This is a genomic window from Streptomyces antnestii (assembly GCF_004005495.1).
Classification (GTDB): Bacteria; Actinomycetota; Actinomycetes; order Streptomycetales; family Streptomycetaceae; genus Streptomyces; species Streptomyces antnestii.
The window spans coordinates 179,160-198,581 of the sequence record NZ_RZYA01000010.1 but is presented as its reverse complement, the minus strand read 5'-3'; the positions used below and the strand labels follow the sequence as shown (position 1 = coordinate 198,581).

Sequence of the window (19,422 nt, the reverse complement as noted above, 5' to 3'; positions counted from 1 at the left end):
CTACGACTGATTAGGTGCAGCTCCATGACACCCACGCGTCGCACGTTCCTCATCGCGTCCACGCTCCTCGCGGGCACCGCGCTCGCCCTGCCGGCCGAGGCCGCCTCGGCCCGGTCGGCCTCGGCCGCCTCCGCCGCGGACGACGAGTACGACACCCTGCGCAGGCGCTGGCTGGAGATCTCCCTCGGCACCGGCTACGACGCCACCGCCGAGCCCTACGCCTCCCGCCTGAAGCAACTCGGCGACCTCGCCCGCGGCTTCAGAGCGACGATGACGCCCACCGCCACATCCCTGTGGCCCGGCTACCCCTTCGACCCCCCGGCCGGCATCACCCAGGGCTACAGCCGCCTGTGGACGATGACGCAGGCGTACGTGCAGCAGGGCACGGGATCGACCGGCGACGCGGGCCTCCTCGCCGACGTCATCAAGGGCTTCGACCATCTCTCCACGACCGTCTACAAGGCGACCACCGCTCCGTACGGGAACTGGTGGGAGTGGCAGATCGGCAGCCCCCGCCTCCTGATGGACATCGTCGCGGCCCTGTACGACCACCTCACCCAGGACCAGCGCGACGCCGCGTTCGCCGCCGTCGACCACTTCATCCCCGACTCGGTGCTCCGCACCTACTCGGGCACCTCCACCGGCGCCAACCGCGTCGACCTGTGCCGTTCCGTCGCCCTGCGCGGGATCCTCGGCAAGAACCCCGACAAGACGGCCCTGGCCCGCGACGCCCTCTCGCCCGTCTTCCCCTACGTCACCAGGGGCGACGGCCTCTACGCCGACGGGTCCTTCGTCCAGCACACGTACATCGCCTACTCCGGCACCTATGGGCAGGTCATGCTCGACGGGCTCGGCCGCCTCTTCGCGCTGCTCGCCGGGTCGACCTGGGCCGTCACCGACCCGAACCGGCAGATCATCCTCGACAGCGTCGAGCACGCCTACGCCCCGCTGATCCTCGACGGCCTGATGATGGACAGCGTCAACGGCCGTGCCATCAGCCGTGGTTACCTCAAGAGCGACGACCTCCACGTCATGCGCAGCGACCACTTCCACGGCCAGGGCCTGATCGCCGCCATGGCACAGCTCGCGGCCGGCGCGAGTCCCGCCGAGCGGGAACGCTGGCACGGGCGCATCAAGGGCTGGATCGAGCGCGACACCGTGACACCGCTCCTGACGGCGAAGCAGTTCGGGGTCGCGGACCTGTCCCGGCTGCACGCCATCGCGGACTCCGCCGTCGAGGCGGCCCCGGAGCCCGTCGGCCACACCCTGTTCGCCTCCATGGACCGCGCGGTGCACAAGCGCCCCCGCTTCGCCGCGAACATCTCCATGTCCTCGGACCGCATCGCGTACTACGAGTGCGGCAACGGCGAGAACCCGCGCGGCTGGCACACGGGGGCCGGCATGGTGTTGTGGTGGGCGGCGGGGGAGCGCTCCGATCAGTACACCGACTGGTTCTGGCCGACCGTCGACTACTACCGGCTGCCCGGCACGACCGTGTCCACCAAGCGCCTCGCCGACAAGGCCGGCGGCGAGTGGGGCGCGTCCCGGCCCGCCGTGAAGTGGGTCGGCGGCGCCACGGACGGCGAGTTCGCGGCGGTCGGCCAGCACGTCAAGGGCCTGGGCTCGACGCTCCAGGCCCGCAAGTCGTGGTTCTGCCTCGCCGACAGCGTGGTCTGCCTCGGCGCCGGGATCACCGCGGCCGACGGCGTACCCGTCGAGACCGTCGTCGACAACCGCAACCTCGGCGAGGGAGGCACGCAGGACTTCACCGTCGGCTCCGGAACGCGTCCGGGCTGGGCCCACCTCGAAGGCCACGGCGGCTGGGTCTTCCCGGGCGGCGCCCCGCTGAAGCACCTGCGCGAGGACCGCGCCGGCGCGTGGTCCGACATCAACACCACCAGCTCCACCGAGCGCCGCACCCGCCGCTGGCAGACGCTCTGGCTGGACCACGGCACGGACCCCACCGACGCCGCCTACTCCTACCTCCTGATGCCGGGCGCCTCGAAGGAGGCGGTGGCGGAGCGCGCGGACGACCGCGGCTGGCTGTCGGTCCTCGCCAACACGGCCGCCGTCCAGGCAGTCGCCGTGCCCTCCCAGGGGGTGACCGCGGCGAACTTCTGGCAGGAGGGGAGCGCGGGAGACCTCACCGTGTCGGCCCCGGCGAGCGTCCTGGTGCGCAGGAAGGGGCCTGCGGCGACACTGGTCGTCAGCGAACCGCCGCGCACCGGGCAGTCCGTGGACGTCGTCTGGGACCGGCCCGTGCGCTCCGTCGTCAGCCACGACCCGTCCGTCGAGGTGGTCGCCACGGGCCGTAGGCTGCGGCTGCGCGTCACTCCGGGGACGGCATGCGTGAGCCATCGGTGTGAGGTGACTCTCAACTGACCCATTTGTGTGACCCCTACAAGGCGGCAGGGCCCTGAGCAGTCACTTCGGCTGCATAAGGGCGGCGTTCTGTTCGGGCTAACCAGGAAAACGGGCCGGAGACTGTACGGAGTCGACGGCCCGTTTTGCTTGGTCGCCTTCGTAAGGTCGCTACATGACCGTTTTGGACGACACCGCATCGGCCGGTTCCCCCGGAGATGAGCCCACTGACGCGCGCGGGCGCGTCGCAGAGCTGCACGCGATCCGTGAGCAGGCGCTGCGCGGGCCCAGCGACAAGGCGACCGAGGCCCAGCGCGCGAAGGGCAAGCTGACCGCGCGTGAGCGGATCGAGCTGCTGCTCGACGCGGGATCGTTCAACGAGGTCGAGCAGCTGCGCCGGCACCGGGCCACCGGCTTCGGCCTGGAGACCAAGAAGCCGTACACCGACGGTGTCATCACCGGCTGGGGCACGGTCGAGGGCCGGACGGTCTTCGTCTACGCGCACGACTTCCGGATTTTCGGCGGCGCCCTGGGCGAGGCCCACGCCACCAAGATCCACAAGATCATGGACATGGCCATCGCGGCCGGTGCCCCGCTGGTCTCCCTGAACGACGGCGCGGGCGCCCGTATCCAGGAGGGCGTCTCCGCCCTCGCCGGTTACGGCGGCATCTTCCAGCGCAACACCAAGGCGTCCGGTGTCATCCCGCAGATCAGCGTGATGCTCGGCCCGTGCGCCGGCGGCGCGGCCTACAGCCCCGCCCTCACCGACTTCGTCTTCATGGTCCGCGAGACCTCGCAGATGTTCATCACCGGCCCGGACGTCGTCAAGGCGGTCACCGGCGAGGAGATCACCCAGAACGGCCTCGGCGGCGCGGACGTGCACGCCGAGACCTCGGGCGTCTGCCACTTCGCGTACGACGACGAGGAGACCTGCATCGCCGAGGTCCGCTACCTCATCTCGATGCTGCCCTCGAACAACCGTGAGAACCCGCCGACCGTGGCCTCGGAGGACCCCGCCGACCGCCGCTCGGACGTCCTCCTCGACCTGGTCCCGGCCGACGGCAACCGCCCGTACGACATGGCCAAGGTCATCGAGGAGCTCGTCGACGACGGCGACTACCTCGAGGTCCACGAGCGCTGGGCGCGCAACATCATCTGCGCCCTGGCCCGCCTGGACGGCCAGGTCGTCGGCATCGTCGCCAACCAGCCCTCGTCCCTCGCGGGCGTCCTGGACATCGAGGCCAGCGAAAAAGCTGCCCGCTTTGTCCAGATGTGCGACGCTTTTAACATTCCGATCGTGACTTTCCTGGACGTCCCCGGCTTCCTGCCGGGCGTCGACCAGGAGCACGGCGGGATCATCCGGCACGGCGCCAAGCTGCTGTACGCGTACTGCAACGCGACGGTGCCGCGGATCTCCCTCATCCTGCGCAAGGCGTACGGAGGTGCCTACATCGTCATGGACTCCCAGTCGATCGGTGCCGACCTCACCTACGCCTGGCCCACCAACGAGATCGCCGTGATGGGTGCCGAGGGCGCCGCCAACGTCATCTTCCGCCGTCAGATCGCGGACGCCGAGGACCCCGAGGCCATGCGCACCCGCATGGTCAAGGAGTACAAGGCAGAGCTGATGCACCCGTACTACGCGGCCGAGCGGGGCCTGGTCGACGACGTCATCGACCCCGCCGAGACCCGCGAGGTGCTCATCCGCTCCCTCGCGATGCTGCGCACGAAGCACGCCGACCTGCCTTCGCGCAAGCACGGCAACCCCCCGCAGTAACCCCACAAGGAGATCACTGCACATGTCTGCACCCGACATCCGCGTTGAGAAGGGCCACGCCGAGCCCGAGGAGGTCGCGGCCCTGACCGCGATCCTGCTGGCCCGCGCCGCCGCCGCACCGACCGACATCCCCGCGTTGCGCGGCCGCGACAAGGCCGGGTGGCGCCGCCTGGAGCGCCAGCACGGCTTCCGGGCGCCCCACAGCTGGCAGGGCTAATCAGCCCGTGGGGGTCCCCCCGGACGGAGTCTGGGGGAGTTTGAGGACGAGCCCGAAGGGCGAAAAAGCCCCCGGTGACCCGAAGGTCACTGGGGGCTTTCCCATGTCCGGGGCAGCGCCGCAGGCTAGCGCAGGCGAGCCATCAGCGCGTGCTCCACGAGAGTGATGAGCGCCGACTTGGCGTCCGCGCGGTGTCGGGCGTCGGTGGTGATGATCGGGGTGTCCGGGCCGATCTGCAGCGCCTCACGGACCTCGTCCGGCTGGTACGGCTGATTGCCCTCGAAGCCGTTCAGCGCCACCACGAAGGGCAGTCCGCTGTTCTCGAAGTAGTCGACGGCGGGGAAGCAGTCGGCGAGACGGCGGGTGTCGACGAGCACGATCGCGCCGATGGCGCCGCGGACGAGGTCGTCCCACATGAACCAGAAGCGGTCCTGTCCGGGGGTGCCGAACAGGTAGAGGATCAGGTCCTGGTCCAGGGTGATGCGGCCGAAGTCCATGGCCACCGTGGTGGTGGTCTTGTCTCCGGTGTGGGTGAGGTCGTCGATGCCCGCGGACGCGGACGTCATGACGGCCTCGGTGCGCAGCGGGTTGATCTCCGAGACGGCGCCCACGAAGGTGGTTTTGCCGACGCCGAAGCCGCCGGCCACCACGATCTTCGCGGACGTGGTGGAGCGGGAAGGCCCTCCGCTAGAGCTTGCGAAGTCCACTGAGCACCCTTTCGAGCAAAGTCACGTCTGGCTGGCCGCCGGCGTTCTCGTCGCCGCCGGGCTGATGAATGGCGACCAGGCCCGCCTCCGCCAAGTCGGCGACGAGAATCCTGGTCACGCCGAGGGGGATGGAGAGCAGGGCCGAGACCTCGGCCACCGACTTGATCTCTCGGCAGAGGGTGCAGATCCGCTGGTGCTCGGGCAACTGGCCCTGCAACTGGTGCGGCTGCGCGGTCGTGCTGACCAGCGCCTCGATGGCGAGCTGGTAACGCGGCCTGGTGCGGCCACCCGTCATGGCGTAGGGACGCACCAGGGGGTTGTTGGCAGCCGGCGCAGGGGTCTCGGGACGCCGCTGCGGCTGCACGGGCTGGATGCGCGGTGCGGCCGGCTGGTCGTACGGCCCCGGCTGCCGCGGCTGCGGCGGGTTCGGGGGCGCGTACGACGGACGCCGGTGGCTCGGCGCGGAGGGGAAGTTGTACCGGTTCGGCGCGTCACCCTGACCCGGACCCTGACCCTGACCCTGGCCCTGGCCAGGCCCGTAGGACCAGTTCGCCGATGAACCGCTCGGGGGTGTTGCAGAACCAGTCACGTACTCCTCCTCCAACTGTGCCGGACACCATCACCGTGGAGCCGCGTCCCGAAACCTTACGGCCACGGAACGCGAAAACGCACCGCCTGTCTGTCAGTTGAGAAGGCTCCCCTGAAGCTCCTGCCGCAGGTCCGGAGTGAGAACCGTTCCCGCGCGGTCGACAAGAAGTGCCATCTCGTACCCGACGAGGCCAATGTCCGCCTCCGGGTGTGCGAGGACAGCAAGAGAAGAACCGTCGGAGATGGACATGATGAAGAGGAATCCTCGCTCCATCTCCACAACTGTCTGGTTCACGCTGCCGCCCTCGAAGATGCGGGACGCTCCCGCGGTCAGCGAGGTAAGTCCCGACGCGACGGCCGCCAGCTGGTCGGCACGGTCACGCGGGAACCCTTCGGACATCGCCAGAAGGAGTCCGTCGGCGGAGACCACCACCGTGTGCGACACCCCGGGGGTGTTGTCCACGAAGTTGGTGATCAACCAGTTCAGGTTCTGTGCCGCCTGGCTCATCGGGCTCACACTAACGCTCCTGGTTGTAGGTGCTGTCAGGACCACTGTGCTGATTCGTGGCCTGGCCGTTCGTGTCACTTCCTGCTTCACGTCCCCGCTGCACGCCCCGGCGCAGGTTGCTCAGCCTGCCCCTGACGTCCTCCGGCGCGCGGGAGACCTGGGGGCCGCCCTGCGGGGTCGATTCCGCCGTGCCCTCGACCAGGTTGGCCTTGGGCACCCGGCGCGGCAGGCCGGAGGAGGTGACTCCGCCCGCCTTCGGCTTACGGAGCTGCTCCGCGCGAACCCAGCGCTCGTCGTTGGACGAACGCCAGTCGTCGGTGCCGCCGCCGGTGCTGCCGCCGCCGTTGTCCTGGGTGGTGTTGTCGGCACGGTCGTCCGACGAACTCGCCGTCGGTGCACCGCGCCGCGGAAGTCCGGCGTCGGTGAGCGAGTGTGCGGCCGACGGGGCGGGCCCGGCCGGCGCGGCGGGACCGTGCGCGTCGAAGCCTACGCGCTCCTGCTCACCGGCGTCAGCGAGCTGAGCGGATTCCGCTTGTGCGGGGTACTCGGATCCGTACTGATCCTGGTAACCGTCGCGCGTGGGCCAGTCGTCCTGCTGCGAGCCGCGCCGCGGGCCGCCGCCGAAGGCCGGGAAGGTCTCCTGCGCCGGTTCCGCATAGCCGTCCTGGGACGCGTAGCCGGACTGCGAGGCGAAGAACGAGTCGTCGTAGGACCCGGTCTGCGGCTGCTCTTCGTACGTCTGACGGTCCGTCGCGTAGACGGCCGAGGAGTCCTCGTACGTCTGCTGCGGACGGTCGTCGTACGCGGGCTGCGCGGGGTTGTACGCGGCCTGTTCCTGCCGCTCGAACGGGTCGGCGGCCGGGGCGGTCACCTCGTCGCGGAACAGCGGACGGCCGTCGTCCTCGCCGGTGTGCGTCTGGGCCTCGAGGGCCGCGCGGCGCTCCTCGCGCATCAGGGAACGGCCGACCGGGTCCAGGTCGCGCAGGTCGTCAGGGACGTCGCCGTACTGACTGTCGTCGAAGCCGAGCTCCGCGGCGGTGCGCAGCGGGGCCGGCTCGTACGCCGACTGCGACGGGATCATCGAGGAGACGGTGAACTCGGACTCGGGGAGCTGGTCGCCGCTGCCACCGTGGGTGATGACGTCGGGCAGCATGACGAGCGACGTCGTGCCGGCCTGCTCGCCCGAGGGACGCAGCTGGACCCGGATGCCGTGCCGGTCGGACAGGCGGCCGACCACGAACAGGCCCATGCGCTGCGAGATCGCGGCGTCCACGGTCGGCGGGTTGGCCAGCTTGTGGTTGATGTCCGCGAAGTCCTCGGCGGTGAGGCCGATGCCCTTGTCGTGGATCTCGATCATGACGCGGCCGTCGGGGAGACGGGTCGCGGTGACGCGGACCTTGGTCTGCGGCGAGGAGAACGTGGTGGCGTTCTCCAGGAGCTCGGCGAGCAGGTGCACGAGGTCGGTCACGGAGCGGCCGTGGATCTCGGCCTCCGGGACGCCCGACAGCTCGATGCGCTCGTACTGCTCCACCTCGGAGGAGGCGGCGCGCAGGACGTCGACCAGGGGGACCGGCTGGTCCCAGCGGCGGCCGGGCTCCTCGCCGGCGAGGACCAGGAGGTTCTCGCCGTTGCGGCGCATACGGGTCGCGAGGTGGTCCAGGCGGAAGAGGTTCTCCAGCTGGTCCGGGTCGGCCTCGTTGTTCTCCAGGTCGGTGATCAGGGTCAGCTGGCCCTCGATCAGCGACTGGTTGCGCTGCGACAGGTTGGTGAAGATCGCGTTGATGTTGCCGCGCAGCAGGGCCTGCTCGGAGGCGAGCCGGACGGCCTCGCGGTGCACCTGGTCGAAGGCGCGGGCGACCTCGCCGATCTCGTCCGTGGAGTTGATCGGGATGGGCGTGACACGGGTGTCGACGCGGCCCGGGTCGGTACGGGAGAGCTGGTCGACGAGCATCGGCAGGCGCTGCTCGGCGACGTCGAAGGCGGCGGTGCGCAGGCGGCGCATCGAGCGGCTCATCTGCTGTGCCATGAGGCCGGCCAGGACGAACGCGGCGAGCAGGGCGACGAGCACGATGGCGCCGGTGACGAAGGTGGACTGCTTGGCGTCGTCGGCGATGCCGGCGGCCTCGTTCACCGCCTTGTCGGCGAGGTCGGACTCGATGGTGCGGTACGCGTTGAACTTGGCGGTGTTGACCGCCCACCAGTTCTCCGCGGTGACGCCGCGCTGCGCGATGGCCTGCCGGGCCAGGGGCTGCGTGGAGGGCAGCATGGCGATGACGGCGACCATGTCCCTGGGGTCGGCCGGCGGCGGGACGTACGTCTTGCCCTGGGCCTTCGCGGCCATGGCGGCCTGCTTGGCCTGCTTCGCGCCGTCGGTCTTCAGCTGCTTCTTGGCGGCGTCGAGCTTGTCGACGTCGGCCTGGGTGCCACCGCCCTGGTACTCCTCGATGGCGATGCCCTCGAGGTAGGCGTAGGAGGAGAGGGCGATCTTCTGCTTGCCGAAGCTGGTCGCCGACGGGCCCGGCTTGACCAGCAGGTGCGTGCCGATGGAGCGCTCGAGGGACAGCGCGGCCTTGGAGAGCGAGATCGCGTAGACGGTGCGGCCGTAGCTGGTGATGTTTCCGGTGCCCAGACCGAGCTCGTTGGCGAACTCCATCAGCGGGTGCTGGATCGCGACGTAGCCCTCTTCGGTCATCACGCCGGGCAGCTTGCTCGTGTAGGCGGCGGCCCGCAGTTTCTCCAGGCCGGGCTCGACCTTCTTGAACTGCGCGAGACGGCGCTCCAGGCCTTCCTTGGCCGGCATGTTCTTCGCGGCGGCGTCGAAGGCGTGGGCCGCCTCGTCCGTCGCGGCGCGGGCCTTGAGGACCTTCGGGTCGTTCCGCTTGCCCAGGAGCAGCGGAGCGGCGGTGATGTCGCGCTCGTCGATGAGGGTGTTGGCGTACGTCAGCGACGCCTGCACCAGACGCGCCGTGTTCTCGGCGTCGTTGGCCTCGTTCCAGGTGTCGATCGAGCTCTTGACCTGGAAGCCACCCATGATCAGACCCACGAGCACGGGTATGAGCAGGATCGCGTTCAGCTTCGTCGGCACACGCCAGTTGCGCGGCGACATGCGGCCGCCGGACGGCGCCGGGGCCTGCTCGGCCCGTGACGCCCGTGCGGCAGGCGCCGCCGTACGCGGCGGCGGGGTGAAGTTGCCCCGCGCCGAAGACGGCTCGGGACCGTTCTTGCTTCGCCTCACTCGACCAACAACCTCTCGGCGTCGGCACCTACGCTGTGCCGCTGTCTCCAGGCCCTAACCTACTGGGCAGTTCAGCGCATTCCAGCACGTCAGGCGGTTCTCTTCCAAACACTGGGAACCGGAAGCTCCGAGTGACGTATGCCCCAGATAAAACGGTCATAAAGAGCGAGCCCCGCCAAAAGGCGGGGCTCTTGTGCGCGCAGTGGAACCGGGTGTGCGCGACGTGTGTCGGAGGCACCGGAATTCTCTGTCGAAACGTTATGAACGCGGAGGCCGACCGTGTCATAGGACACAGCGGCCTCCGGGAGCACTACGACAACTGCCGTATGGATCTACCCACTTGGTGGCCGGATTTCCGGCGTTCCGGCTACTTCAGACGGGCCATCAGGGCGTGCTCGACCAGGGTGATCAGGCCACTCTTTGCATCCGCACGGTGTCGGGCGTCGGTGGTGATGATCGGGGTGTCCGGGCCGATCTGCAGCGCCTCACGCACCTCGTCGGGCGTGTAGGGCTGGTGCCCCTCGAAGCCGTTGAGGGCGACGACGAAGGGCAGTCCGCTGTTCTCGAAGTAGTCGACGGCGGGGAAGCAGTCGGCGAGACGGCGGGTGTCGACGAGCACGATCGCACCGATGGCGCCGCGCACGAGGTCGTCCCACATGAACCAGAAGCGGTCCTGTCCGGGCGTACCGAAGAGGTACAGGATCAGGTCCTGGTCCAGGGTGATGCGGCCGAAGTCCATGGCGACGGTGGTCGTCGTCTTGTCTCCGGTGTGGGTGAGGTCGTCGATGCCCGCGGACGCGGACGTCATGACGGCCTCGGTGCGCAGCGGGTTGATCTCCGAGACGGCGCCCACGAAGGTGGTTTTGCCGACGCCGAAGCCGCCGGCCACCACGATCTTCGCGGACGTGGTGGAACGGCCGCCTCCGCCGTTAGAGCTTGCGAAGTCCACTGAGCACCCTTTCGAGCAGTGTCACGTCAGGCTGGCCGCCGGCGTTCTCGTCGCCGCCGGGCTGGTGGATCGCCACCAGTCCCGCTTCCGCCAGGTCCGCGACGAGGATCCGGGCCACACCGAGAGGCATCGTCAGCAGGGCCGAGACCTCCGCCACCGACTTGACCTCGCGGCACAGGTGGCAGATGCGCTGGTGCTCGGGGAGCAGCCCGATCAGCTGGGCCGGGTCGGCGGTCGTGCTGACCAGCGCCTCGATGGCGAGCTGGTAGCGCGGCCGGGTCCGGCCACCGGTCATCGCGTAAGGACGCACCAGCGGCTGGTCGCCTTCAGGACCGTACGAGGCGTGCGGAGACACACCGTACGGGTCGTGAGAGGCGGTGGGCGGGGTCATGGATCCTCCGGGCGGGACAGCAGGTGGTCTGCATGCCGTCTGACGGGGCCGGTGGGGGGACGTGGCGGCCGGACGGTGCGGTCGTACGTGCGTGTGGGGGAGGTCGTGACTAGTGCAGCAGGCTGCCCTGCAGTTCGGCGCGCAGGTCAGGGGTGAGTACGGAACCCGCGCGGTCCACGAGCAGCGCCATCTCGTAGCCGACGAGGCCGATGTCGCACTCGGGGTGCGCGAGCACCGCGAGGGACGAGCCGTCCGATACCGACATGAGGAAGAGGAAGCCACGCTCCATCTCCACCACGGTCTGGGACACCGTGCCGCCCTCGAAGATGCGGGACGCGCCCGCGGTCAGCGAGGTGAGGCCCGACGCGACGGCCGCCAGCTGGTCGGCGCGGTCCCGGGGGAACCCCTCCGACATGGCGAGCAGCAGGCCGTCCGCGGACACGACGACGGTGTGGGAGACCCCCGGCGTGTTGTCCACGAAGTTGGTGATCAACCAGTTCAGGTTCTGTGCCGCCTGGCTCATCTGGGTCAACTAACGCTCCTGCTGGTGAGTGGGCCTCGGAAAACTGCCGGTCTGGCCCGTGCTACCGGCCTGGCGACCCTGCTGAATGCCCCGACGGAGATTGGTCAGCCGGCCACGGACTTCGTCAGGCGAACGCGAGACCTGCGGCCCGGCTGGGTGCTGCTGCTGTTGAGCCGTACCCGCGACAAGGTTCGCACGCGGGACGCGACGCGGGAGCCCGGAGACGGTGACCCCGCCGGCCGAGGGCTGGCGGACCCGCTCGGCCTGGCGGCCGAGCTCGTCGTTGGGCGACTGGCGCCAGTTGGCGGGCGCCTGGGCCTGCTGGGGCGCCGCGGGTGCGGCTGCCGCCGGGCGGGCGGGCGCGGGGGACGCGGGCGACGGAGACTGCTGCTGCTGCTGCTGCTGCTGCTGCGGCGAGCGCTGCGGCAGGCCCGAGCCCGGGCGGCCGTTGTTCTGCTGGGGCGCGGGACCCTGCGGCTGGTCCGGCTGCTGCTGCCCGGCCTGCTGTCCCGACTGCTGGCCGTGGAACCAGTTGGTCTCGAGGGTGTCGAACAGCGGCGTACGGCCGTCGCCGGGCCCGGCCGGCGGCAGGGCGTCCTGGCGCTCGGGGCGCGGCTGGGCCGGGAGTCCCTGGTCCTGGGAGCCCTGGCCGGGCGGGCGCGGCATGGAGAAGTCGGCCGCGTCACGGGAGCCGAGCTGCGGCAGGTCACGCGCGGGACCGCCGCGACGGCCCTGCTGCCCGGCGTCGTCGTGACTCGGGGCCGCGAACTGGCCGGTGGCGGCAGGGTCCTGCGGGACGGGGCGCAGCCCGTCGTCGTAGGAGGGAGCCGCGAACTGGCCGGTGTGGTGGCCCTGGTGCTGCGGGTTCTGGTTCTGCGGGCTCTGGTGGTTCGGGTTCTGGTGGTTCGGGTTCTGCGACTGGCCCTGGTGGCCGCCGAAGACGTCGTTACGGACGAAGGGACCGTCGTTCTGACCCTGACCCTGGTCGTGCGGGGCGGGACCACCGGGGAACGGCGCGTCGAAGTCGGGCCGGGCGAACTCGGCCGTCGAGCCGGGGCCCTGCCGGTCGTCCACCTGCGGGAACTGCGACGTGGAGTCCGACTCGTCGTGCCCGCGCGGCGCGTCGAGCGAGGCACGCGGCACCGGCGGCTGAGCGTCGTCGCTGCCCCAACTCGGCACGCGAGGCTGGGGGTTGCCCCCGGGCAGCTCGGCGCGCGGCCCGCCACGCGGCGGCAGGACCGGGCGGCGGCCCTGCTCGGGCGCCTGGTTCGTCCGCTCCTTGGACGGCACGGGACCGTTCTGGCCCGGGCCCTGGCCGAGACCCTGGCCCTGCGGCTGACCCTGGCCGGGACCGCCCTGCGGACCCTGCGCGCCGAACATGCCGGCGCCGGCCGGACGGCCCTGCTGCGAAGACTGCTGAGACTGCGGGGCCTGCGGAGACAGCTGCGGCTGCTGGGACCGGGGTTCCTGAGGCGCCTGCGGGCCGTTGCCGTCGCGGCTGGGCAGCGCCGCACGCGGACCCGAGCCCGCGACCTGCGGACGCGCCGCGCCCGGACCGGCGTTGAGCCGGCCCGCACCACCGGGTCCGCCGGGTCCACCGGGACCACCCTGAAGGGCGGGGCCGGTCCCGCGCCGGGCGGCGGCCACACCGGCGGCGGCCTGCGCCGCGGCGGGACCACCGGTGGGGGCAGCACCGGGGCCACCCTTGCCGGGAGCCTTCTTGCCGCCCTGGGCGACGTCGACGGGCAGCATGACGAGCGCCGTCGTACCGCCGGAGTCGGACGGGCGGAGCTGGATACGGATGCCGTGGCGCTGCGACAGACGGCCGACCACGAACAGACCCATGCGGCGGGAGACCGACACGTCCACGGTGGGCGGCGACGCGAGCCGCTCGTTGATCGCGGCCAGGTCCTCGGGGGAGAGGCCGATACCGGTGTCGTGGATCTCGATCAGCACACGGCCGTCGGGCAGCGCGTGACCGGTGACCTTGACCTTGGTCTGCGGCGACGAGAACGACGTGGCGTTCTCGAGGAGCTCGGCGAGCAGGTGCACGAGGTCGTTGACGACGCGTCCGGCGACCTCGGTCGCGGGGACCGACGCCAGCTCGATGCGCTCGTACTGCTCCACCTCGGAGGCCGCGGCACGGAGCACGTCGACCAGCGGGACCGGGCGGGTCCAGCGGCGGCCGGGCTCCTCACCGGCGAGGACGAGGAGGTTCTCACCGTTACGACGCATGCGGGTCGCGAGGTGGTCGAGCTTGAACAGCGAGGACAGCTGGTCGGGGTCGGCCTCGCGCGACTCCAGCTCGGAGATGAGCGAGAGCTGGCGCTGGATCAGACCCTGCGAACGGCGCGAGAGGTTGGTGAACATCGCGTTGACGTTGCCCCGCAGGAGGGCCTGCTCGGCGGCGAGGCGGACCGCCTCGCGGTGCACGTCGTCGAAGGCCGAGGCCACCTGGCCGATCTCGTCGCGCGAGTGCACACCGACGGACTCGACGGAGGTGTCGATGTCCTGCGGGTCCGACTCGGACAGCTGCTTGACCAGCTCGGGCAGGCGGTCCTGGGCGACCTTGGTCGCGGTGTCCTGGAGCCGGCGCAGCGAGCGGATCATGGACCGGGCCACGACGAACGCGCCGACGAGCGAGACGCCGAGGACGAGCAGGATCAGCGCACCGTTGATGATGGCCGTGCGCTCGGACTCGTTGCGCAGCTCGCGGGCCTGCTGCTCCATCTGGTTGAGCAGCGTCAGCTCGATCTTGGACATTTCCTGCAGACGCTGGCTGTCCGCGTCGACCCAGTCCTTGTAGGACCGCTTGTCCTGGATCCTGATGCCGCCCTCCTGGCTGAGGGCGCGGCGGGCGTACTGGTCGGCGGCCTTGATGGTCGCGTTGCCCGAGTCGATGGGCTTCATCAGCTCGGTGGCGGCGACGTTGCCGTAGACGGAGCTGAAGCCCTTGAGGTCCGACTCCTGGTTCTCCAGGGCGGCCTCGCCGTAGCGGCGGTCCGTCTCGGAGAGCTGGCCGTAGTCACGCTTGTTGGGAGGCAGGGCGGCCGCGATGATGGCGCGCTGCACGGACGCGTACTCCTTGGCGGAGGAGAACGACGCCAGGGCGCGCGTGCGCTTGATCATCTCGGGGTTGCTGGTCGCCTGCGCCATGTCGGTGGAGAGCGAAAGCAGCTGCTCGACGAGGCGGCTGTAGGCGTCGATCGTCTGGGACGAGGTGCTGCGGTCCCGGAACGCGTCCTGCCGGATGCCCTTGAGGTTGTTGAGCTGGCCGGCGATCTGCGTGACGTGGTCCTGCACACCGTCGAGACCACTGTTGTTGGTCCCGTCGGTGATCTCGTACGTGCCTTCCATGAAGGCCTTGCGCGCGCGGTCGGTCCTCTCGCGCGCGCCCTTGACGGTGTAGTCCTCGGACGCCTTGCCGCCGTTGGCCAGCGGGCCGGCCGACTGGTCGCGCTCCTCCTGGAGCGCGGACGCGAGCTCGGTGGCCTGCTTGGTCATGTCGGTGAGCAGCTTCATGTTGTCGAGCTGCTGGATGTCGCTCATCGACTCGGTGATGCGCAGCGCGCCCAGCGAGGTCGCGGCGACCACGGGGAGGGCGAGCAGCGACACGAGGCGGGTGGAGATACGCCAGTTGCGCAGGGCCATGCGCGAGCCGGGGCCGGTGGGGGCCTTGGGCCGGGGGGCGGCCTTGGGCGCACTGCCGGCCGAGGGCCCCGTACCGCCCTCGACGGACGCGGTCCGGCCCGGGTTCTGGGCGTGCTGGGGCGAGGAACTGCCTGTCATCGGGCCAGTCCCGCCGCGCGGCTCCGGCTCCGCCGCAGCGCTGCCATCCCTGTTCTTACGTCCCTGCACTAGCGTCGCAACCTCTGGACCAGGCGTCCCCCCGCGTGCGCGGATGGGACGGTGTCGGCGTAGTTCGGGGCGAGCTGACACGCCCCCTGTCGGTCGTCGGTGACCGGCGCTCCTCCCCCTTTCCGCCGCGACTCGGCGCTGCGTTGCGCCCCGTGCGCGCCGGCTCGATCTCGCGGCGGTCCCGCGAATTCCAGCACAGTGCAGGATCTCCAACAAGGGCCGCGGTACAGGGCGGGGTCAGTGTGACGCCGTGTGAGGATTGCGTCACGAGACGTAGAAAGTGATCTAGTCGATAACGGACTTCTCCGGACGTTCCACCTACACCCCGGGGGTGTCCCAGTCGCCATGATCGGCCGCGGAATGGTGGCTTCAGTCAGGGAATGTCTGTTTCAGCTGGCCGTATTTCGGGTCCGAATTGACACGAATGCCCGCCCTCTGGTGAGCAAACTCACATGAAGAAGATCGCCTCCCCCTCGCTTTTGACGGGAATCAGATGTTTAGCCTGACGCTTTACAGGGATGGCGAATCCGACAACCGGCGCCCTGCGGGCGCCCGCACCGACAAGGTCACGAGCGACAGATGAAGACTGTGAAGTCCGCGATGTTCCGCAACATCGCCAACCCGCGGCGCACCACCCTGGCGCACCTCAAGGACGCCGACGAGCTGCAGACGGCGCCGGAGCAGCCGGAGTACTCCGTGGACCTCCCCACCCAGACCGCCAACACGCGCCGCACGATCCTGATGGTCGCCCCCGAGACGACCCCGGTGGCCTGAACCCAGATCCGCTGAAACCCGCGCCCCTGACTCCGCGCCCCGAAGGGGCGCGGGGCCGTATCGATGTGCGGCTCCGCCGCGCGGGCGCGACCAGCCCCCACCGGCGGCGAGCAGGGCAACAAGCCCCTGGCCCCCCACCCGCGCTAGCCTGAAGCGTCACACTCCACCAGGCACAAGCAACAAAAGGGGCGCAGCCAACCCGTGCGGATCGCCAGATTCTCCATCGACGGCAATGTCGCCTTCGGCGCGGTCGAGGGCGACAGTCCCCCCGGAACGACCGAGGGACTTGTCCTCGACATCATCAAGGGCATCCCCTTCGCGGACTTCGAGCTCTCCGGCACGAAGGTCCCGCTGAGCAAGGTCAGGCTCCTGCCGCCGGTCCTCCCGAACAAGGTCGTCGCCTTCGGCCGCAACTACGCGGCGCACGCGAAGGAACTGGGCAACGAGGTCCCGGACACCCCCTTCGCGTTCTTCAAGCCGTCCACCTCGGTGATCGGCCCCGGCGACCAGATCGCGTACCCCTCCTTCTCGCAGGAGCTGCACCACGAGGCCGAGCTCGCCGTGGTCATCGGCCGCATGTGCCGCGAGGTCCCGCGCGAGCGCGTCAAGGACGTCATCCTCGGCTACACCTGCGCGAACGACGTCACCGCACGTGACGTGCAGAAGCGTGAGAAGCAGTGGGCCAGGGCCAAGGGCTTCGACACCTCCTGCCCGCTCGGCCCCTGGGTGGAGACGGACGTCGACCCCAGCGACCTGACGATCCAGTGCACGGTCAACGGACAGCAGCGCCAGCTCGGCCGCACGTCCCAGATGATCCACTCGATCGAGGACCTGATCGTCAACATCTCCGAGGCCATGACGCTGCTTCCCGGCGACGTGATCCTCACGGGCACCCCGGAAGGGGTCGGCCCGCTCAACGTCGGCGACGAGGTCGCCGTCACCATCGAAGGCATCGGCACTCTCACCAACAAGGTGATCAAGCGTGGCTAACGCGACGAACGTACGCGTACGTTTCTGTCCCTCCCCGACCGGCAACCCCCACGTGGGCCTGGTCCGCACCGCCCTCTTCAACTGGGCCTACGCCCGGCACAACCAGGGCACCCTGGTCTTCCGCATCGAGGACACCGACGCGGCCCGCGACTCCGAGGAGTCGTACGACCAGCTGCTCGACTCGATGCGCTGGCTGGGCTTCGACTGGGACGAGGGCCCCGAGATCGGCGGCCCCCACGCCCCGTACCGCCAGTCGCAGCGCATGGACATCTACAAGGACGTCGCCGAGAAGCTCCTCGCCGCCGGCAACGCCTACCCCTGCTACTGCACCACCGAAGAGCTGGACACCCGCCGCGAGGCCGCCCGCGCCGCCGGCAAGCCGTCCGGCTACGACGGCCACTGCCGCGACCTCACGGACGAGCAGAAGCAGGCGTACGAGGCCGAGGGCCGCAGCCACATCGTCCGCTTCCGCATGCCGGACGAGGCGACCACCTTCACCGACCTGGTCCGCGGCGACATCACCGTCCAGGCGGAGAACGTCACCGACTACGGCATCGTGCGCGCCAACGGCGCCCCGCTGTACACCCTGGTCAACCCGGTCGACGACGCCCTCATGGAGATCACCCACGTCCTGCGCGGCGAGGACCTGCTCTCCTCCACCCCCCGCCAGATCGCCCTGTACAAGGCGCTGATCGAGCTCGGCATCGCCAAGGGCATCCCCGAGTTCGGCCACCTCCCGTACGTCATGGGCGAGGGCAACAAGAAGCTGAGCAAGCGCGACCCCCAGGCCTCGCTCAACCTCTACCGGGAGCGCGGCTTCCTCCCCGAGGGTCTGCTCAACTACCTCTCCCTCCTTGGCTGGTCCTTCTCCGCGGACCAGGACGTCTTCTCGATCCCGGACATGGTCGCCAAGTTCGACCTCGCGGACGTGAACGCCAACCCGGCCCGCTTCGACCTCAAGAAGGCCGAGGCGATCAACGCGGACCACATCCGCATGCTGGACGTGAAGGCGTTCGCGACGGCCTGCGAGCCGTGGCTGCGCGCCCCGTTCGCCAACTGGGCGCCCGAGGACTTCGACCAGGCGGCCTGGGAGGCCATCGCCCCCCACGCGCAGACCCGCGTCACCGTCCTGTCCGACATCACGGCCAACGTCGACTTCCTCTTCCTGAAGGAGCCGGTGGAGGACGAGGCGTCCTGGACCAAGGCGATGAAGGGCGACCCGGCCGCCCTCCTGACCACGGCCCGCGCCAAGCTCGAAGCGGCGGACTGGACGTCGGCCGACTCCCTCAAGGAGGCCGTCCTGGCCGCCGGCGAGGAGCACGGCCTCAAGCTCGGCAAGGCGCAGGCCCCGGTCCGCGTCGCCGTCACCGGCCGCACGGTCGGCCTCCCCCTCTTCGAGTCCCTGGAGATCCTGGGCAAGGAGAAGACGCTGACCCGCATCGACGCGGCCCTGGCGAAGCTGGCGGCGTAACGCGCCTGACTAAGCTCGGCCGCATGCCGATCCGCGCGGTCCTGTGGGACGTAGACGACACGATCTTCGACTACGCGAACGCCGACCGCGCCGGGATGAGCGAGCACCTGCGGGCCGAGGGCCTGGCCGACGGATTCACCTCCGTCGGCCAGGCCCTCGCCCGTTGGCGGGCCCTCACCCGCGAGCACTGGGCGCGCTTCGAGTCGGGCGAGACCGACTGGGAGAGCCAGCGCAGGGACCGTGTGAGGGGCTTCGTGGGGCGCGGGAGCGAGGACATGAGCGACGCCGAGGCGGACGCCTGGTTCGGGCGCTACATCGTCCATTACGAGGCCGCCTGGGCACTGTTCCCCGACACCGTCCCCGCGCTCGACCTGCTCGCCGGCCGCTACCGGCACGCGGTCCTGTCGAACTCCTCGCTCCACAACCAGGACCGCAAGCTGCGCGTCCTCGGCGTCAGGGACCGCTTCGAGGCAGTCGTCTGCGCCGCCGAACTCGGCGTGGCCAAGCCGGAGGCCGCCGCCTTCCACGCCGCCTGCGACGCCCTGGAACTGCCCCCGCACGAGGTCGCGTACGTCGGCGACCAGCCGGACATCGACGCCCGCGGCGCCATGGAGGCGGGCCTGACTGGCATCTGGCTGGACCGCGCGGAGACCGGCGGCCGGCCCGAACTCACCCGCATCACGGGCCTCGACCAGCTTCCCGCCCTGCTGGCCCCTGATACCCGTTTTGGAGCGCCGTCCACCTTCGGGTAATGTTCTTCCTGCGCCGAGGGGAGCGGGACAAGAGCCCGGGACCGAAGCGTAAATCAAAAAGAACCCCGCAAGGGGTTGTGTTTTGATGGCCTATGGTGTAATTGGCAGCACGACGGTTTCTGGTTCCGTTAGTCTAGGTTCGAGTCCTGGTAGGCCAGCTCGCAGAGCTTATCTGCATCGCGGATTCCAGATCCGCAAAGCCCCCGTTGTGTAGCGGCCTAGCACGCTGCCCTCTCAAGGCAGTAGCGCCGGTTCGAATCCGGTCGGGGGTACAGATCCTTCCCAGGGGGACAGTCCGGGTCGCACCCGCTGTGTCTCATG

The 19,422-nt window shown here is 70.0% G+C and carries 15 protein-coding genes and 2 tRNA genes; 9 read left to right on the top strand and 8 right to left on the bottom strand.

The window, feature by feature from the left end; genetic code table 11:
* Positions 1-24 precede the first annotated feature (24 nt).
* The 3 genes from EOT10_RS22005 to EOT10_RS21995 all read left to right on the top strand — a co-directional run bounded on the left by EOT10_RS22005 (position 25) and on the right by EOT10_RS21995 (position 4,355).
* Entirely contained in the window at positions 25-2,382 is a 2,358-nt protein-coding gene (locus EOT10_RS22005) for a polysaccharide lyase 8 family protein (protein ID WP_127829990.1), read from the top strand.
* 154 nt (positions 2,383-2,536) lie between these two features.
* Positions 2,537-4,138, top strand: coding sequence for an acyl-CoA carboxylase subunit beta (locus EOT10_RS22000; RefSeq protein ID WP_127829989.1), 1,602 nt, complete (start codon positions 2,537-2,539; stop codon positions 4,136-4,138).
* 22 nt (positions 4,139-4,160) lie between these two features.
* On the top strand, positions 4,161-4,355 hold the full coding sequence (locus EOT10_RS21995) for an acyl-CoA carboxylase epsilon subunit (RefSeq protein ID WP_127829988.1): 195 nt from the start codon (positions 4,161-4,163) through the stop codon (positions 4,353-4,355).
* A 125-nt stretch (positions 4,356-4,480) separates the two neighbouring features.
* Here EOT10_RS21995 and EOT10_RS21990 read toward each other — a convergent pair whose 3' ends face one another.
* The 8 genes from EOT10_RS21990 to EOT10_RS21955 form a co-directional block, all read right to left on the bottom strand.
* On the bottom strand, positions 4,481-5,062 hold the full coding sequence (locus EOT10_RS21990) for a GTP-binding protein (RefSeq protein ID WP_127829987.1): 582 nt from the start codon (positions 5,060-5,062) through the stop codon (positions 4,481-4,483).
* Positions 5,043-5,651 (bottom strand): DUF742 domain-containing protein, encoded by a 609-nt coding sequence (locus tag EOT10_RS21985; RefSeq protein WP_127829986.1) that lies wholly within the window; start codon positions 5,649-5,651, stop codon positions 5,043-5,045. Before EOT10_RS21985 ends, EOT10_RS21990 begins: the two co-directional genes overlap by 20 nt.
* Positions 5,652-5,744: 93 nt before the next feature.
* The gene (locus tag EOT10_RS21980; RefSeq protein WP_127829985.1) at positions 5,745-6,158 is read right to left on the bottom strand and encodes a roadblock/LC7 domain-containing protein; all 414 of its coding nucleotides are present in this window, start codon (positions 6,156-6,158) and stop codon (positions 5,745-5,747) included.
* A 10-nt stretch (positions 6,159-6,168) separates the two neighbouring features.
* Positions 6,169-9,393: a sensor histidine kinase gene (locus EOT10_RS21975; protein ID WP_127829984.1), complete on the bottom strand. Its 3,225-nt coding sequence runs from the start codon at positions 9,391-9,393 to the stop codon at positions 6,169-6,171.
* A 367-nt stretch (positions 9,394-9,760) separates the two neighbouring features.
* A complete protein-coding gene (locus EOT10_RS21970; protein ID WP_100595019.1) occupies positions 9,761-10,342 on the bottom strand; it encodes a GTP-binding protein in 582 nt (193 codons plus the stop codon).
* The gene (locus EOT10_RS21965) at positions 10,323-10,733 is read right to left on the bottom strand and encodes a DUF742 domain-containing protein (protein ID WP_127829983.1); all 411 of its coding nucleotides are present in this window, start codon (positions 10,731-10,733) and stop codon (positions 10,323-10,325) included. The genes EOT10_RS21970 and EOT10_RS21965 overlap by 20 nt, the downstream gene beginning before the upstream one ends.
* A gap of 109 nt (positions 10,734-10,842) precedes the next feature.
* Positions 10,843-11,256 (bottom strand): roadblock/LC7 domain-containing protein, encoded by a 414-nt coding sequence (locus EOT10_RS21960; RefSeq protein WP_127830076.1) that lies wholly within the window; start codon positions 11,254-11,256, stop codon positions 10,843-10,845.
* Between the two features lie 9 nt (positions 11,257-11,265).
* Positions 11,266-15,114 carry a sensor histidine kinase gene (locus tag EOT10_RS21955; protein ID WP_127829982.1) on the bottom strand — a complete coding sequence of 1,283 codons (3,849 nt, stop codon included), beginning with the start codon at positions 15,112-15,114 and terminating at the stop codon, positions 11,266-11,268.
* Positions 15,115-15,693: 579 nt separating this feature from the next.
* On the opposite strand from EOT10_RS21955, the gene EOT10_RS21950 reads away from it, so the two are divergent.
* The 6 genes from EOT10_RS21950 (at position 15,694) to EOT10_RS21925 (ending at position 19,373) form a co-directional block, all read left to right on the top strand.
* Positions 15,694-15,888, top strand: coding sequence for a hypothetical protein (locus EOT10_RS21950; protein WP_189491905.1), 195 nt, complete (start codon positions 15,694-15,696; stop codon positions 15,886-15,888).
* 201 nt (positions 15,889-16,089) lie between these two features.
* Positions 16,090-16,878: a fumarylacetoacetate hydrolase family protein gene (locus EOT10_RS21945; protein ID WP_127829981.1), complete on the top strand. Its 789-nt coding sequence runs from the start codon at positions 16,090-16,092 to the stop codon at positions 16,876-16,878.
* A complete protein-coding gene (gltX, locus tag EOT10_RS21940; protein ID WP_127829980.1) occupies positions 16,871-18,349 on the top strand; it encodes a glutamate--tRNA ligase in 1,479 nt (492 codons plus the stop codon). Before EOT10_RS21945 ends, gltX begins: the two co-directional genes overlap by 8 nt.
* A 23-nt stretch (positions 18,350-18,372) precedes the next feature.
* Positions 18,373-19,101: an HAD family hydrolase gene (locus EOT10_RS21935; RefSeq protein ID WP_127829979.1), complete on the top strand. Its 729-nt coding sequence runs from the start codon at positions 18,373-18,375 to the stop codon at positions 19,099-19,101.
* A gap of 86 nt (positions 19,102-19,187) precedes the next feature.
* Positions 19,188-19,259, top strand: a tRNA-Gln gene (locus EOT10_RS21930).
* 41 nt (positions 19,260-19,300) lie between these two features.
* Positions 19,301-19,373 (top strand) — tRNA-Glu (locus EOT10_RS21925).
* Positions 19,374-19,422: the final 49 nt, after the last annotated feature.

Excerpts from the sequence above, each read along its gene's own strand:
- EOT10_RS21995 (WP_127829988.1), top strand. The coding sequence starts at position 4,161 with ATGTCTGCACCCGACATCCGCGTTGAGAAGGGCCACGCCGAGCCCGAG.
- EOT10_RS21950 (WP_189491905.1), top strand. The coding sequence starts at position 15,694 with ATGAAGACTGTGAAGTCCGCGATGTTCCGCAACATCGCCAACCCGCGG.
- EOT10_RS22000 (WP_127829989.1), top strand. The coding sequence starts at position 2,537 with ATGACCGTTTTGGACGACACCGCATCGGCCGGTTCCCCCGGAGATGAG.
- EOT10_RS21935 (WP_127829979.1), top strand. The coding sequence starts at position 18,373 with ATGCCGATCCGCGCGGTCCTGTGGGACGTAGACGACACGATCTTCGAC.
- EOT10_RS22005 (WP_127829990.1), top strand. The coding sequence starts at position 25 with ATGACACCCACGCGTCGCACGTTCCTCATCGCGTCCACGCTCCTCGCG.
- EOT10_RS21980 (WP_127829985.1), bottom strand. The coding sequence starts at position 6,158 with ATGAGCCAGGCGGCACAGAACCTGAACTGGTTGATCACCAACTTCGTG.
- EOT10_RS21965 (WP_127829983.1), bottom strand. The coding sequence starts at position 10,733 with ATGACCCCGCCCACCGCCTCTCACGACCCGTACGGTGTGTCTCCGCAC.
- EOT10_RS21960 (WP_127830076.1), bottom strand. The coding sequence starts at position 11,256 with ATGAGCCAGGCGGCACAGAACCTGAACTGGTTGATCACCAACTTCGTG.